Source organism: Pseudoalteromonas sp. 20-92, from assembly GCF_030847595.1.
In the GTDB taxonomy this organism is placed as follows: Bacteria; Pseudomonadota; Gammaproteobacteria; order Enterobacterales; family Alteromonadaceae; genus Pseudoalteromonas; species Pseudoalteromonas fuliginea.
The window spans coordinates 41,786-56,967 of the sequence record NZ_JANJGQ010000027.1; the positions used below are offsets into that span (position 1 = coordinate 41,786).

Genomic DNA, 15,182 nt, shown 5'->3' on the forward strand with positions numbered 1-15,182 from the left:
AGTGCCTATTTATGGTATCTGGTTATTCTTCATAAATGACAAACATACTCTACCCTTTGGCCTCATCCTACGTTACATATATAAGTAACGCAGGAGCAACTACCTAGCCCACTAGGTTAAAAATTTCGAGTCGTGATCAAACCGCCATTGGGTATAACAAATTTTAATCCACAAAGGTCAACAGGCCTTAAATTTTATAAACAGTAACGAGCAAACAAGCTAGTTACTGATGCCGCAGTTGGCTTACCGTGCTGCCAATCACCACCTTCAACGCCGCTACCCGCAATATCCATATGTACGTAAGGTAGAGGCTGTGCAGAGTCGTTACCGTGCTTATCTAGCCCACCAACAATAGCCATAAACGCCATTGGGAACTGATGCCCACGCGCAGTAACGGCAGATGCTGCGTTATTGCTAGATAAAACATCGTCAGCTAGCGTACGTGGTTTAATAAAGTCGTAGTCTTCACGTCGTGAACGCGACACTTCAGCGCCATCGGCCCACAAATCTCCAAGGTCAGCTATTTGACGTGAAACACCAGCACTACGAGCTGGACCATTTTCAACATACGCACCGTATGGACCCATTGCCCGAGCTGCATGACCCGTTAATGTAGCTACAGTAAATAACGTTGGATTAACCTCAGTTTTAGCTAAATCTTTCATTTCGCTAAGCAGGTCGCCCATTGCTAAACGCCCTTCTGCATCGGTGTTACCGATGCGTACACGCACACCTTCACGACTAGTAATTATTTCATCTGGTACAAAGCAATCCGAACCAATAGAGTTGCGAACAACGGCTAAGTACGATACTACTTTAACGCCTTTAGGTTGATAATCAGCAACTGCTTTCATAAAGCCCGCAACAGAAGCTGCGCCGCCTTTATCACGACTCATGCCAGCCATATATCCGCCTACTTTTAAATCGGCTCCACCTGTATCGTATACAAGGCCTTTACCAACAAACATTAGGGTACGAGTAATTTCACCCTCTGGTACATATTCAAGCTTAACAACACGTGGGTGATGGCGCTCAACTGCATACGATGCGCGAGCAACTGTACTTAACATTGGGTAATTTTTATCAATAGCTGCAATATCATCGATTACATCAACCGCAATGTTTGAGCCTTTAAATAAATCAACACAGTAATCAGCAAAGCGCGGTGGAGCCATACGTTCAGGTTCAGTACCGCATAAATCACGCGCAGCATATTGACCAGCAGCAATTGCATTAACGGCTTTAATTGTTTGCTCGCTAGCACCAACTAAACCAATACTTGTTATCGGTTCAATACCTTCACCATGAAACTCACGCGCTTCTAATGGCTGCCATAATGCTTGGCAAGCACCTAAATAAGCAACTTCTAAAGCATGCTGATAACGGCTATCGCCATTTAAATTTGGTAAAAATAATGCAGGGTTAATACTACCCGATGCTTTCGCTTCGTTGATTGCAAGTTTAGCTGCATCAAAATAACGGCGCACATCGTCATAATCTCTGTTTAGCGGACCGGTTGGCGCAAGTACTACACGCTTACTTTCAATCACTAATAAAATAACTTGCTTACCAATGCGAGAATCTACTTTTGATTGTGCTAAAACAGCATCACGTAGCGAATTATTTGGTAATTGAGAAAAGTCATCACTAATAATGATTAATGCATCATGTGATGCGGATTCAAGGCTAGCACTTACTGGCTGAGCCAACACGGCTTTTGGATATGCCATAAATAAAGGTCCTGTTAAAAAACATAAGCCCCTATTATCGTCGATTTGAATATTGAAGACCAGCAAGCTGCGATAAGTGTTTAGTTTAATCCACTTTTTAGTGGCAACTTGCAATTACAGGCTTTACAGCTTAATCGAGAATACTAAGTTGGAAGTTTTGATCTGGTTGATTTTTTATGCCCACCCCAATACCTAAAAGCCTGACCGGTTGCTGCACACCTCGCTGGAAAGCTTTAGTAAGTAGTTGTGTAAAAACCTCAGTATTTAATTGGTGATAAGCCTGATCCGCAGAGGTTACTATAAAATTCGCAAATTTAACCTTAACGCTCAGTTTATTAATCCGATTTTGTAATTGTTGTTTTTCCAAGCGCACCTTTAACTCATCTAACAACGTAGGCAACTGTTCTAGGCATTCTTGTAAGCTGGTTTTGTTATACTCATAGGTATGCTCAACACTTAGCGACTTTCTAATACGATTAGTAGATACCTTACCGACATACTCACCTGCACATTTTTGGTAAAGCGATACGCCAAAATTACCTACATGCTGTTGCATCCAATTTACGCCTTTTTCGCGTACATCTTTACCTGTATATAATCCTTTTAAATTGAGTTTTTCGAGCGTTACTTTACCGACACCCGGAATTTTACCCAGAGGTAACTGTGCTAAAAAATCATCCACCTCATCAGGTAATACAACAAACTGACCGTTAGGCTTGTTTTCATCACTCGCTATTTTGGCAATAAATTTAATTGGTGCAATACCAGCGGATGCAGTAAGCCCTGTAGCATTATAAATATCAGCTCTTATTTGCTGCGCAATAAGCGTAGCACTGCCTTTACAAACGCTACTATCAGTTACATCAAGGTAAGCTTCGTCAAGAGAGAGTGGTTCAATTAAGTTGGTGTAACGATTAAATACTTCACGTATTTGATTTGAAGCTTCTTTATAAACAGCCATGCGCCCAGGTACAATAACTAAATCAGGGCATAATTGTTTTGCATGATAATTAGACATAGCTGAGCGCACGCCATACTCTCTGGCAATGTAGTTGGCTGTAGAAAGTACACCTCTGCGACTATTGCCACCAATAGCAAGCGGCACATTGGCCAGCTTAGGATTATCGCGCATCTCAACTGCCGCATAAAAGCAGTCCATATCTATATGAATAAACTTTTTCATCACCATTACAACACTGTTTATTTATACAGCCATTATTGTTTAATCATTATTAATAAGCAAGCTCCTAAACTCTGATTAATCGATTTATTATAGTGGGTTCAAGTTTAATAAACTCGTCATACATAAAAACAGCGCACTAATTACCTTGAGGTCATATCGTCATATTGATAATCTAGTGCTTTAAAATAAAGAGTTAAAGTGCATGCAAACGTTTAAAGATCAGCACCCTATTCATACTGACATTACTGTAGCGTGGGCCGATATGGATGCCCTTCAACACGTAAACAATGTGGTTTACTTGCGTTACTTTGAAATAGCCAGAATCGACTTTTTAAATAAAATAAACTTATTTGATACAATTAGCCCAAGCGGCATTGGCCCTGTTATAAGCGAAAATAATATTCGTTATAAGCGCCCTGTTACTTTTCCAGATACCCTTACTGTAGGCGTCACTATTTCTGACATTAAAACAGACCGATTTATGATGAATTATACAGTATTTAGTCACGCACAAAATGCCATAACCACAACCGGTAATTCGAAAGTGGTTATGTTTGATTTTGAAACAGGTCAAAAAGCCCCTATTTCAGAGCCTCTTTTATCGGCTTTAATTAGCTACGCTCAAGACGAGCAATAAGGAAATTTTATGCAATACAGTCCACTAGGAAGCAGTGGTGTTAATGTTTCAAGAGTATGTCTAGGTAGTATGACTTGGGGAATGCAAAATACCCAAAATGATGCTGATGAACAAATAGCCTACGCACTTGCTCAAGGCGTAAACTTTATTGATACAGCCGAAATGTACGCAGTTCCTCCATCACCCGATACCTATGGTAAAACTGAACAAATTATTGGCAACTGGCTATCACGTAACCAACAAAAGCGCGATAAAATTGTACTTGCAACCAAAATTGCTGGTAACGGCTTAGCATGGGTTCGCGATGGCGGTAATATTACTCGCCAAACAGTAATAGAAGCAGTGGACGATTCACTCAAGCGCCTTCAAACCGACTACATAGATTTATACCAATTACATTGGCCAAACCGCTCTACCCCACATTTTGGTAGGCAGTGGCCAGGTATGCTTAAATTTACCGACGTAAACACACAAGAACACCAAGCTGGCATGCTGGATATTTTAGAAGGTTTAAACGATTGTGTTAAAGCAGGTAAAATCAAGCATTGTGGTTTATCTGACGACACACCTTGGGGAATAAGCCAATTTTTAAGTTTGGCCAAAGAGCATAACTTATCGCGCATGGTATCTATTCAAAACGAGTTTAGCCTAGCGCATGCTAAAGACTGGCCGTATTTAATAGAGCAATGTGTTCATGAAGATATTGCCTACTTACCATGGTCGCCTCTGGCTGCCGGTTTATTAACGGGTAAATACTTAAACGGCGCTCGCCCTGAAGGCTCTCGCTGGACCTTTATGCAACGTAACGGTATTTTTAGAGATACACCAAACGCAGAGCAAGCAACCAAACAGTATGTTGAACTTGCGCATGATCACAATATTTCCCCTGCTCAACTAGCTCTTGCATGGTGTAATCAAGTAAACGGTGTAACGTCTTCAATTATTGGCGCAACAAATATGGCGCAATTAAAAGAAGATATTGATGCATTTGATATCACGCTAAGTGACGACGTACTTACAAGTATCGATGTTATTTTTAGAAACAATCCAATGCCCTATTAATACAAACCTAAACAGGTAACTAAATCACGTTTAATTACCTGTTTAATTGTCCAGTTAACTTACACTCCATTGCTGCTCAAGTAAGCATTGCTCATTAGCGTAAAGTCTTACTGTGAACACACTTTCGGCAATCACTTCACCTACGCCTGACGGCGTACCTGTCATAACCACATCACCATCTTCTAAACCCATAAACTCGCTAATTTCTTGTAAAATAGAATCCGGATTATGCAGCATAAAATGAGTATCGCCTTGCTGAACAACTTCATTATTAATTTTAAGTTCAAAGGTAAAGTGTTCCATTGCGGCTGTTAACTCTATAAAATCACTTAAAATAACAGAACCATTAAACGCTTTAGCGCGCTCCCAAGGTAGCCCTTTATTTTTTAATTTACTTTGCACAGTGCGCTTAGTTAAATCAAGGCCGAGTCCAACGCCTACAAATTTTTTATTTTTAATTACAAAACATAACTCGGTTTCGTAATGCAGCGTATCGCCGTTATGAGCTGCAAATAGCGTATTAGTAATCGCGCTATTTGGTTTGTTAAATAACACCATCTGGTCTGGCGTTTCGTTGTTTAACTCTGCAATGTGTGCGGTGTAATTACGGCCAACACAGACTATTTTTGTTGGCGTTAATTCTTCAGATACTAGCTTTATTGAATTCATATAAATAATGTCTCAGTTATTGGGCCTGTTGACCTTTCAGGATTAAAATTTGTTCAATCTAGGGGCTATTTAATCGCGGCGCGAGGTTTGTAACCTAGTGGGCTAAGTAAAAACCGAGCAATAAAGAGTAAATAGCCCCTGGGCAGAACCCTTCGGGCAGCACATATTTGGCATTTGTGCTACGTTATCGCCTATTTATGGGGAATAACCACACTACACAGGCTCTGCCTTGCCTAAATACCAAACATACTGCTGTAAATTCAACCTCTAAAGATAAACAGGCCCTAACTAATAAGCGTTTCAAGTAAGCTCAAATTAATAGGTTTAAGTAAAACTCGGTCAATATTTAAATCTTTTATTTCTCTTGGATCTGGCTCTGCGCCACTTACAATCACTAAACGTAATTCAGGGTATCGTTCATTAATTTGCTGGCCTAAATCAATGCCACGCCCATCAGGTAAGTGCATATCTAACAATACTTTATTAAATTGCTGATCGTGATTGAGTATTTGTAAACATTGCGCGCAACTCGATGCAATCACGGTCTCTACACCTAAACTTTCTAAAAGTAGTTGCGTAATTTGCGCAGCATCGTGGTCATCTTCAACAAGTAAAAAACGCTGTTTCTTCTCGGTTAAACTTTTACTACTATTTATATTTTTAGGTTGTGGTGCGCTTTCAGGCGCCACTAAGTAATCTTGTAAACACTGGTACAAAACTGCACTGTCAACTGGTTTGGGGATTACATCGTTGAAACCAAGGGCTGCCAATTCCTCTCGAATGCCTTTCATCGTTGCCGCTGTAAGCGCAATTATTGGGCCTTTATAGCCCATTTTTCTAAGCTCTATAGTCGCTTCCTTGCCACCCATTACAGGCATATGAATATCAATAAAAATAATATCATATGGAGCTTTGTAAGCATCCGCAATACGCACTTTTTCCAGCGCTTGTTGCCCATGCTCCGCATAATCAACCCTTGCACCACAAGTACTAATCATGTGGCCAACCAACATGCGTAAATCGCGTAAATCATCTACCACTAATACACGTCCATGCACCTTACAAGGTGCTGATTTACTTTGTAATTGTGGGGCACTGCTAAAATTAAGTACCTGTCGTTCTACTTCACTTATATCGCCCGGATACACAGAAATAGTAAATGTAGAGCCTTTGCCAATTTCGGAGTCTAAACTAATGCTTCCTTGCATACGCGCTAATAACTCAGCGCATATTGCCAAACCAAGACCAGCACCACCAACAGAGCGCGATTCTACATCGGCAATTTGCTCAAACGGTTTAAAAATCAGTTCTTGTTTTTCAGGGGCAATGCCCATACCTGAGTCTTTAATGCTAAAAAATAGCATTTCGCGCTCATCAACCCACTGTGTCCACGCATTAACAACTATTTCGCCTTTATCGGTAAATTTAACCGCATTATTTATCAAATTTATTAAAATTTGACGCACCCTTGTTGCATCTAGTTGTGCAACCAAAGGTAATGGCTGATTTGATTCAAAGCGAAGCGTAAGGCCTTTATCGAGCACAGACACACGCATTAATGTGTATACATCAGCAAGCATGCTATCGAGATTAACTTCACTTAGGGTCAGCTCTAGTTTATCGGCAGCTATTTTAGATAAATCGAGTACATCGTTTAACAAGCTCAATAAGTGCTTACCGTTTCGATAAATAACACCTAGCTCATTTTCTGCTTGCTGACTAAAGTCGCTCTGCATTAAGAGTTCGGTGTACCCTAAAATGGACGATAGAGGGGTACGTAATTCGTGGCTCAAATGAGCTAAAAAGCGATCTTTTGAGCGATTTTCGGCTTCGGCTTTTAAACGCTCTACTCGCTCGCCTTCAACATCTTTACGAGCAAGTGCATAACGAATAGCGCGTGCAAAACGGCTCGAGCTCATTTCTGTTTTTATTAAGTAATCTACTGCACCAGCATCAAGCGCCGCTGAATCTAATTCGTCGTTTGACTGCCCAGTAAGCATAATAATTGGGCCGCTAAAGCCATTCGCAATGGCTTCTTTTAATACATCTAATCCATTAGATGCACCTAGGCGGTAATCAAGCAGGCAAATGTCATGCTCATTTTTACTAAGCGTTTCAATTGCCTGCTCTGGGGAGCTAATCCATTGAATGTTAAACGTGTGTGAATCCAATTGGTCTAAATAGTCGCAGGTGAGTATGTAATCATCTTCATCATCTTCTACAAGCAGCAACTGAGTCACTTTATCTAACATAAAATCTCCTTTAATCGTTAAAAGTTGTCGGCAGCTCTACAAACTCTACCCAATACTTTCCTAGCGTTTTCATTAGCTCAACCAAGCCATCAAACGTCACGGGTTTGGTTATATACGATGCAGCGCCTAAGTTGTAACCTTTAACCATGTCCTCTTCTTGTTTAGACGTAGTTAGAATAACAACCGGAATACCTTTCAAGTTGGGATTTGATTTAATGGCCTCAAGTGCCTCACGGCCATCCATTCTTGGCATATTTAAATCAAGCAATATAAGTCCTGGTCGTGGCGACACAGCTTTATCTTCAAATTTACCTCTGCGCTCTAAATATTCAAGTAACTCAACACCATCTTCAACAAAGTGAAGCTCGTTAAGTACACGGCTTTCAGCAAGGGCATCTTGTGTTAGCAAACGATCATCTTCATCATCATCAGCCATTAAAATAGTAATCGGTTTTACTTTTGAATAGGGCATTTAAGCCTCTCCTTGCAATGTGAAAAGCGCAGCTTCCACAGGTAGTTTTAAAACGAAGGTAGCACCTTCACCGTCTTTACTTTGGGCTGTAATTGTTCCACCGTGACGCTCTACAATACGCCGACATACAGAAAGACCAATACCAGTCCCTTTGTATTGTGAACGACCATGTAAACGCTGAAATGGAACAAATATCTTGTCGGCATAGTCTTGTGAAAAACCAATGCCATTATCTTTTATAGTAATAACTTGGAAACTTAAATGCGTATTATGATCAGCACTAAAAATATCCTCATGCACATAACTAATCTTTATGTGTGGGCTTACATCCGGATGCCTAAATTTAACCGCATTCGACAATAGATTTAAAAATAGTTGCTGCATTTGGCTTTTATCAGCCTGAATAACCGGCAAGTCTTCTACATCTACTCGTGCATTAGACTCTTTTATCGCAATTTCTAAATCACTTAATATATCGCTTACCACTTCGTTTAAATTTGTATCAGCGAAGTCTTTACCACGCGTTGTAATGCGTGAAAACTCTAATAGATCGTTAATTAAGTTAGACATGCGTTGCGCCGCATTTTTCATACGGCCAATATAATCCATCCCTTTTTCACCCAGTTCATCTTTAAACATGGTTTCGAGGCGGTCGCTAAAGGCTTGAATTTTTCGAAGCGGCTCTTGTAAATCATGACTTGCCACAAAAGCAAACTCTTCAAGTTCTCGGTTACTTCGGCTTAGCTCATCAGAATACAGGGTTAACTCTTGCGTACGCTCAGACACTTTACCTGCTAATGTTTCATTTTGATTTTCAAGTTCTAGCCTATATTGCGCCGCGTTTCTTAAATTAAGTCTGGTCATAATAAACATACCAATAATAAGCAAAGCACTTGTTATGGCTGTAATGGCAAAGGTAATTTTTGCCTCATTTTTTATTTTTGCTAATTTCGAAAAGTGACTCACCTTAAAGAGTAATTCACGGTCTTGAATTTCATTAATATGTTCACGAATTTGCTTATATAGGTCTCTACCGCTATGTGTGTTAACTATATTTAACGCACGTCGTTCTTTATCATCTAATGCAAGATTAACTGTTTTCTTTAATTCACGTATTTTACGCTCAACAAGCAGTAACAACTCAGCAATTCGCTCAGCTTGACCATCAATTTCAGAACGAAGTGACTTTACATGATTAGTTTGTGCTTCTAACTGCCCAATAGCATCATAATACGGTGTTAAATAATCATCTTCTTCTGTTAATAAATAGCCACGCTGCCCAGATTCAGCTTGCACTATTGACAAATGCAGTTGCTCAATTGCCGTCGTTAGCATGCTGGTGTTGTCTAAACTCTTTTGGGTTTGCGTTAACCCCTGAATAGTATTTAACGCCAAAAAAGCATTACCCACAATAATACTTAGTACTACGACTATAAAAGCGGCCCATGTAACATTCGCTTTACCTTGCTGTTTTTGCTTGCTCATAGATGTATAAATGCCTTAGTTGAATTTACTAACCGTTATTATGCTCTGTAATATTTTGTAAACTCTCACTGCACTGCTGACAGTTTAAAATTATTTTATCTAGGGCCTCGAGTGCCTTTTGTTTGGGCATATCGTTTTCCAACACTAATTTAATTAGCTCCGCATTCATTGAGATTCTATTTAACGGGGCTCTTGCATCATGAACTAATTTATTAAGCATTATGGCTTCGTTATTTTCTTCAGACACTCTATTTCCTTTTATTTAACCTGAACTTAAATTACTTGTATTCACCAATCCCACCGTACGCATTAAGGCGGTTATAAAGTGTTTTTGTACTAATACCCAGCATTTGGGCTGCAAGCGTTTTATTACCTTGTACTTTATCAAGCGTGGCATGAATAAGTTCTTTTTCGACTTCTTCGATTGTTTGCCCTGCCGATACCTGCTTTTCAGCGGTTTTATTATTAACCCGAGAAAAAGGTGACTCTAAATTATCAGGCAGAGTAATTTCACTTGATTGCGGATCGCTCATAATAAATGCACGATGTATCGCATGGCGAATTTCACGAACGTTACCCGGCCACTCATAATTTTGCAGCTCTTTTAACTGTTCACTCTTCCAACTAAATGAAGTGCCATTTTCATCATTTAGTTGCTCTAAAAAAGCTTTAGCTAAAAGGGGAATATCTTCTTTACGATCGCGAAGTGGCGGTATATCGATAGGAAAAACAGCCAGCCTAAAATAAATATCTTCACGAATTACATTATTTTGCGCTAAATCTATAAGCGAGCGATTCGTCGCCGAAATAACTCGGCAATTGGTGGGAATCTCTTTATTTCCACCAACACGCGTTACTTTTTTAGTTTCAAGTACACGCAATAAATTTGGCTGCATATCAATCGGCATTTCAGTTACTTCATCTAAAAATAAAGTACCGTCGTTAGATTGTTCAAACACACCTTCCTTGCGCGCTATAGCACCGGTAAATGCGCCTTTTTCATGGCCAAATAATTCACTACCAATTAACTCTTTTGAAAGCGCACCACAGTTACTTGCAACTAATGGACCTTCGCACTGGCTAGCGTTATGGATAGCCTGAGCAACCACTTCTTTACCTGCGCCACTTTCTCCCATTAGCATCACGTTAGCATTTGTTTTAGCAACACGTTCAATCATAGTGTAGAGTTTTTGCATTGGCTCTGATTCACCGATTAAGCTACCAAAGTGGCGCGTAATACCACTGGGTTTTACTTTTTTAGCTGTTTTTTTAGGCCCATTTAAAACCAGCTCTAAGTCTTCTCGCTGTAATGGTTTTAATAAATGCCCAACATTAGGCTCACACATTTCAGCTAAAATCCCCTTAACTGAAGGATGGCCCGATATAAGTGTAATTTTTGGAGATTGACCAATCATTTTCAAATGATCAAGTAGGTGTAAACCGCTGCCGTCAGGTAACATAAAATCAAGCAGCACATGGTCAAAAGTATTATTTTCAAACCATTGGTGTGCTTCTTTTAAACTGGTTGCGGTGTTTATATTATGGCCGAGGAATTCGACTATGTGGCAAACAACGTCACTAAACTCAACGTCATCATCAACTAAAAGTATGTTTAACATGATAAATCCCTATGCTTTTTTATTATTCTACGCACCTTAAATACAAATTTAAAGTCACGCCTAGAATCTAATAACCCGAATTAACTTAAGTGATTCACTGCGTTTATATTACCAACTCAATATTTACGTATGCTTAAAAAAATCGATCACTAGGCGTGATAATATTTCAAGATTGAATTTTTTAAATCTCGAAAAAGGAACACACCCTAAAAAATAATTAAAATCGTTTCTATTTATACAATGGTAGCAACTGTTATCATTACAAACTTAAAAAGGAGACGAAATGCAGCAATTAAAAACCTTGATTCACTCTGGTATTAATATTAATGAAGGCACTATTTTTACCCGCTTAACAGCCCGTGCCATTGTTACTAAAAATAATAAAATACTTTTAATGTATACAAATCGTTATGAAGACTACAGCCTGCCAGGCGGTGGAGTAGATGACGGCGAAAGTATTGAACAAGGCTTAATACGTGAGCTAAGCGAGGAAACCGGTGCACAACAAATAAGTGTAGTTAAAGCTTTTGGACTCTATGAAGAGTATCGCCCTTGGTATAAAGAGGACTTTGATATTATCCATATCAAATCGTATTGCTACGTCTGTAATATTGCCGACGAACTGGGTAAAACACAACTAGAGCATTACGAACAGCAAAATGGAATGACCGCTAAATGGGTTAATATTAGCGATGCAATCGCACACAACGAACGCACGTTAGCAAATAGTGAAAAGCAAGGGTTATCGATCCTTCGTGAAACCTATCTACTCAAAAAGATTGCTAAACAACTTTTTTAATTACGACTCACGCTTAATTACTTATACGCCCTTTTACCTGCGTAGCTAACATGCGTTCAACTATTTACAGCTACGCATTTATACAGACCATTTTTGCATTAATATTTGTGTAATCTGAGCTGCGCTAATGTTCTCTCTTGGAATGTATTTTTGACCACACCACAAAGGTGAAAAGCCACTACCACCTAGCAATTCAACCCTACTTCTTAAAGCCGTTATTGCAATACTTGCGTAAGGAAATGGTGGCACATGTGCAGGTATTGCACCAAGCTCTTGCATAACGCGATTACAAACGCCTCTCGCAGCACGACCTGAAAACAACGTAGTAAGCGCGGTACTATCTTTTTGTTGAGCTAAAATAGCATCACGATGAAGCTTTGACGTAGTTGCCTCATTACAGAGTAAATACGCACTGCCAACTTGTACCCCTGATGCGCCTAATGTTTGCATATGTGCTACATCATCCTCAGTTGCAATTCCACCAGCAGCAATTATAGGAACTGATACGTGCGCAACGCATTCTTGCACTAGTTCAGCCGTACTTTTATGCAAACTTAAATCCATAGATAAAAAATGACCACGGTGTCCGCCCGCTTCTAAGCCCTGGGCAATAACAGCATCTGCACCATTATCAGCAAGCCATTTAGCCTCCTCAACAGTTGTTGCGGTAGAAATGACTTTTGTTCCCCAACTTTTAATTTGTTCAAGCAAAGAAGGCGCAGGTAAACCAAAATGAAAACTCACCACGGCAGGTTTATAAGGCGCAATAATATCGATAACACTTTGGTTTATTGGCTGTCGAGAAGCTTCGTCCGTTAAACTACTTTCAGCAATCGCGTATTCATTAAAATAAGGGGCTAATAATGAATGCCATTGTTGTTTTTGCAGCTTGGTATATTGCAAGGTTGAATGGCAAAAAAAGTTAAGATTATAAGGTTTACTGGTTGAGCGGCTAAGCAACTCTAGCTGTTCGATAAGCTGCTGATTAGAAAGCATCGCACATGGTAATGAGCCAAGCCCACCAGCCTCACAAACATTCGCAGCTAAGTTGGCATCTTGCACACCTGCCATAGGCGCTTGTATTAGCGCAACTGAAATATCAAAAAGTGTCCGTATCATTTTATTCTCCATGTAATTTTTTCTGCAACTTGCATTATTTACAGAACATATCAGAAAACTAACTAAATAAAAAATAAGCACACTCACAAATAAAAAATAAAAAGCTATAAATAACAAAAAGTTAAACTTAATTTTATATCTTTAAATAGTTGGTGTTCGTTTTGCACTACTACCTATACATAATTAGTAAGGAGATATAAATGAGTAACACAGTTAAAACGATTAATCCCGCAACTGAGCAAACCATTGAAACCTATACACTGCTTTCTCAAAAAGAAGCGGAGCAGGAAATAGAAAAATCTCACGAAACATATTTAAAATGGCGCTTAACGTCATTCGCTGAACGCGCGAAATATTTAAATAACTTAGCATCACTTTTTGAAGAGCAAAAAGAAGCGATTGCAAAACTTATGACCGAAGAAATGGGCAAGGTGTACAAGCAAGGCTTACAAGAGGTTGAGCTGTGCGCAGGCATTTGTCGTTATACTGCTGAAAACGGCCCACAAGTACTTGCCGATGAAGATCGCGAGATGGATGGCGGCCGTGCAATCATTAGCTACCAACCAACGGGTGTACTACTGGGTATTCAACCTTGGAACTTCCCGATTTATCAGGTAATTCGTTACAGCGCCGCTAACATCATGGCAGGTAACACAACCGTATTAAAGCATGCTGGTAACGTATTTGGCATGGCTGAAAAAATTGAAGCGCTATTTAAGCAAGCCGGTTTCCCAGAGTACTGCTTCAACAACTTACTCATCGATGGTAAAACCGCCAGCTCACTCATTGCTCACGAGGCAATTAGCGGCGTAACATTTACGGGTAGTGATGCCACAGGTAAAAAAGTAGCTGAAGAAGCGGGTAAAAACGCTAAAAAAACAGTGTTAGAACTGGGCAGCAACGACGCTTACTTAGTACTCGATGACGCCGATTTAGAGCTTGCAGTTAAAACCTGTGTAACCGGGCGCATGATCAACAATGGCGAAACATGTGTTTCGGCTAAGCGCTATGTAGTTGTTGAGTCACTTTACGATGACTTTAAAGCGCAAATAAAAGAGCAGTTTGAAGCCATGAAAATGGGCGACCCAATGGCAGATGACACAGACTTAGGCCCAATGGCACGTGAAGATTTACGCGACGGCATTCACGACCAAGTAATGGAATCAGTAAAAGCAGGTGCAAATATAGTAACAGGCGGCGAAATACCATCGCAAACGGGTTACTACTACCCACCAACGCTACTTGATAATTTATCGCCAGGTATGCCTGCTTACGACGACGAATTATTTGGTCCAGTTGCTTCGCTTATTAAAGCCAAAGACAACGACGACGCAATGCGAATCGCCAACGACTCTCGCTATGGCTTAGGCGGTGGTATTTTCTCAAAAGATGAGAAAAAAGCTATTGAGCTCGCTAAAAAGCACTTTGACACCGGCATGATCAATATCAATGGTTATGGTTTAGCACAACCTAATCTACCATTTGGTGGCGTTAAAGGCAGTGGCTACGGCCGAGAACACGGCGGCTTTGGTATGCGTGAATTCGTAAATGTTAAAAGCATTATGATTGCCAGCTAATTTAGCTGCATAAATGAAATAAGTGTTTAAATACAGATTTTTAATATGTGTTTAAAATACAAAAATTACTAAGCCTAAAAGTGGGTAACCACTTTTAGGCTTTTTTATTTATAGCTTTAGAAAGTAGTTTTCAGGAGACAATACTTGGTTTTTAGTAAGTGATAGTACCGAATTTTGGATATATTCGTAGGTGCGATTTTACATCGCGCTTTTGAGAATTAAATATCCTTCAAAATAAAAAGTTACAAACTAACCATTGCTACTTCATTAAATTTTAATAATTTAAAACTCAATTCACAATTTAGCTTATTTAATAAAAACGTAAGCACGCTGGTTTTATCGTTATTTTAAATTGCGCTTACAAACCAGTTTAGCTATGTATTTAAAGGCATAAATAGAGTGAGCACTATTACAGAAAACATCACAATTATAATGCTTAAACAGAGCGAGACCAAGTACGATTAAACCCAGAGCTAGCTATTAATATGTAGAAGCTAATACCCAGGGCAAGAGCATGAAAAAAGTCTATGCGTTCAGTACCTTTTCAAGGTAGGCTGTACTGCGCATAGCTTTTTTCT

General features: G+C 39.6%; 13 protein-coding genes. 4 read left to right on the plus strand and 9 right to left on the minus strand.

The annotated features are described in order from the left end of the window. Positions 1–194 precede the first annotated feature (194 nt). Both NRL14_RS18095 and dinB read right to left on the minus strand, forming a co-directional pair. Complete coding sequence (locus NRL14_RS18095) at positions 195–1,730, minus strand: leucyl aminopeptidase family protein (protein ID WP_306725304.1); 1,536 nt, start codon at positions 1,728–1,730, stop codon at positions 195–197. A 130-nt stretch (positions 1,731–1,860) separates the two neighbouring features. Further along, complete coding sequence (gene dinB / locus NRL14_RS18100; RefSeq protein ID WP_033016120.1) at positions 1,861–2,913, minus strand: DNA polymerase IV; 1,053 nt, start codon at positions 2,911–2,913, stop codon at positions 1,861–1,863. 202 nt (positions 2,914–3,115) lie between these two features. On the opposite strand from dinB, the gene NRL14_RS18105 reads away from it, so the two are divergent. Next, entirely contained in the window at positions 3,116–3,550 is a 435-nt protein-coding gene (locus NRL14_RS18105) for a thioesterase family protein (protein WP_008137540.1), read from the plus strand. 9 nt (positions 3,551–3,559) lie between these two features. Beyond that, the gene (locus tag NRL14_RS18110; protein WP_306725305.1) at positions 3,560–4,612 is read left to right on the plus strand and encodes an aldo/keto reductase; all 1,053 of its coding nucleotides are present in this window, start codon (positions 3,560–3,562) and stop codon (positions 4,610–4,612) included. 54 nt (positions 4,613–4,666) lie between these two features. Here the strand turns inward: NRL14_RS18110 and NRL14_RS18115 are convergent, their stop codons facing one another. The 6 genes from NRL14_RS18115 to NRL14_RS18140 form a co-directional block, all read right to left on the minus strand. Beyond that, positions 4,667–5,281 (minus strand): fumarylacetoacetate hydrolase family protein, encoded by a 615-nt coding sequence (locus NRL14_RS18115; protein ID WP_306725306.1) that lies wholly within the window; start codon positions 5,279–5,281, stop codon positions 4,667–4,669. A gap of 284 nt (positions 5,282–5,565) precedes the next feature. Beyond that, positions 5,566–7,533, minus strand: coding sequence for a hybrid sensor histidine kinase/response regulator (locus tag NRL14_RS18120; RefSeq protein WP_033031441.1), 1,968 nt, complete (start codon positions 7,531–7,533; stop codon positions 5,566–5,568). A gap of 10 nt (positions 7,534–7,543) precedes the next feature. Then, positions 7,544–8,005, minus strand: coding sequence for a response regulator (locus NRL14_RS18125; protein WP_007377037.1), 462 nt, complete (start codon positions 8,003–8,005; stop codon positions 7,544–7,546). After that, positions 8,006–9,490, minus strand: a complete 1,485-nt coding sequence (locus tag NRL14_RS18130; protein ID WP_306725307.1) for an ATP-binding protein — start codon at positions 9,488–9,490, stop codon at positions 8,006–8,008. It abuts the gene before it with no gap. Positions 9,491–9,518: 28 nt separating this feature from the next. After that, positions 9,519–9,710, minus strand: coding sequence for a histidine kinase (locus NRL14_RS18135; RefSeq protein WP_033016122.1), 192 nt, complete (start codon positions 9,708–9,710; stop codon positions 9,519–9,521). Between the two features lie 58 nt (positions 9,711–9,768). After that, the gene (locus NRL14_RS18140) at positions 9,769–11,109 is read right to left on the minus strand and encodes a sigma-54 dependent transcriptional regulator (protein ID WP_007377040.1); all 1,341 of its coding nucleotides are present in this window, start codon (positions 11,107–11,109) and stop codon (positions 9,769–9,771) included. A gap of 283 nt (positions 11,110–11,392) precedes the next feature. Between NRL14_RS18140 and NRL14_RS18145 the strand changes: the two genes are divergently transcribed. Beyond that, complete coding sequence (locus NRL14_RS18145) at positions 11,393–11,908, plus strand: NUDIX hydrolase (protein ID WP_008137549.1); 516 nt, start codon at positions 11,393–11,395, stop codon at positions 11,906–11,908. A 78-nt stretch (positions 11,909–11,986) separates the two neighbouring features. Here the strand turns inward: NRL14_RS18145 and NRL14_RS18150 are convergent, their stop codons facing one another. After that, positions 11,987–13,027 (minus strand): nitronate monooxygenase family protein, encoded by a 1,041-nt coding sequence (locus NRL14_RS18150; RefSeq protein WP_306725308.1) that lies wholly within the window; start codon positions 13,025–13,027, stop codon positions 11,987–11,989. Between the two features lie 200 nt (positions 13,028–13,227). Here NRL14_RS18150 and NRL14_RS18155 point away from each other — a divergent pair, with 200 nt between their 5' ends. Then, on the plus strand, positions 13,228–14,604 hold the full coding sequence (locus NRL14_RS18155) for an NAD-dependent succinate-semialdehyde dehydrogenase (RefSeq protein WP_306725309.1): 1,377 nt from the start codon (positions 13,228–13,230) through the stop codon (positions 14,602–14,604). The last annotated feature ends 578 nt before the right edge of the window (positions 14,605–15,182 follow it).

What these genes read in the sequence shown, in the direction of transcription:
- NRL14_RS18095 (WP_306725304.1), bottom strand. Translation starts at nt 1,730, where the DNA reads ATGGCATATCCAAAAGCCGTGTTGGCTCAGCCAGTAAGTGCTAGCCTT.
- dinB (WP_033016120.1), bottom strand. Translation starts at nt 2,913, where the DNA reads ATGAAAAAGTTTATTCATATAGATATGGACTGCTTTTATGCGGCAGTT.
- NRL14_RS18105 (WP_008137540.1), top strand. Translation starts at nt 3,116, where the DNA reads ATGCAAACGTTTAAAGATCAGCACCCTATTCATACTGACATTACTGTA.
- NRL14_RS18110 (WP_306725305.1), top strand. Translation starts at nt 3,560, where the DNA reads ATGCAATACAGTCCACTAGGAAGCAGTGGTGTTAATGTTTCAAGAGTA.
- NRL14_RS18115 (WP_306725306.1), bottom strand. Translation starts at nt 5,281, where the DNA reads ATGAATTCAATAAAGCTAGTATCTGAAGAATTAACGCCAACAAAAATA.
- NRL14_RS18120 (WP_033031441.1), bottom strand. Translation starts at nt 7,533, where the DNA reads ATGTTAGATAAAGTGACTCAGTTGCTGCTTGTAGAAGATGATGAAGAT.
- NRL14_RS18125 (WP_007377037.1), bottom strand. Translation starts at nt 8,005, where the DNA reads ATGCCCTATTCAAAAGTAAAACCGATTACTATTTTAATGGCTGATGAT.
- NRL14_RS18130 (WP_306725307.1), bottom strand. Translation starts at nt 9,490, where the DNA reads ATGAGCAAGCAAAAACAGCAAGGTAAAGCGAATGTTACATGGGCCGCT.
- NRL14_RS18135 (WP_033016122.1), bottom strand. Translation starts at nt 9,710, where the DNA reads ATGCTTAATAAATTAGTTCATGATGCAAGAGCCCCGTTAAATAGAATC.
- NRL14_RS18140 (WP_007377040.1), bottom strand. Translation starts at nt 11,109, where the DNA reads ATGTTAAACATACTTTTAGTTGATGATGACGTTGAGTTTAGTGACGTT.
- NRL14_RS18145 (WP_008137549.1), top strand. Translation starts at nt 11,393, where the DNA reads ATGCAGCAATTAAAAACCTTGATTCACTCTGGTATTAATATTAATGAA.
- NRL14_RS18150 (WP_306725308.1), bottom strand. Translation starts at nt 13,027, where the DNA reads ATGATACGGACACTTTTTGATATTTCAGTTGCGCTAATACAAGCGCCT.
- NRL14_RS18155 (WP_306725309.1), top strand. Translation starts at nt 13,228, where the DNA reads ATGAGTAACACAGTTAAAACGATTAATCCCGCAACTGAGCAAACCATT.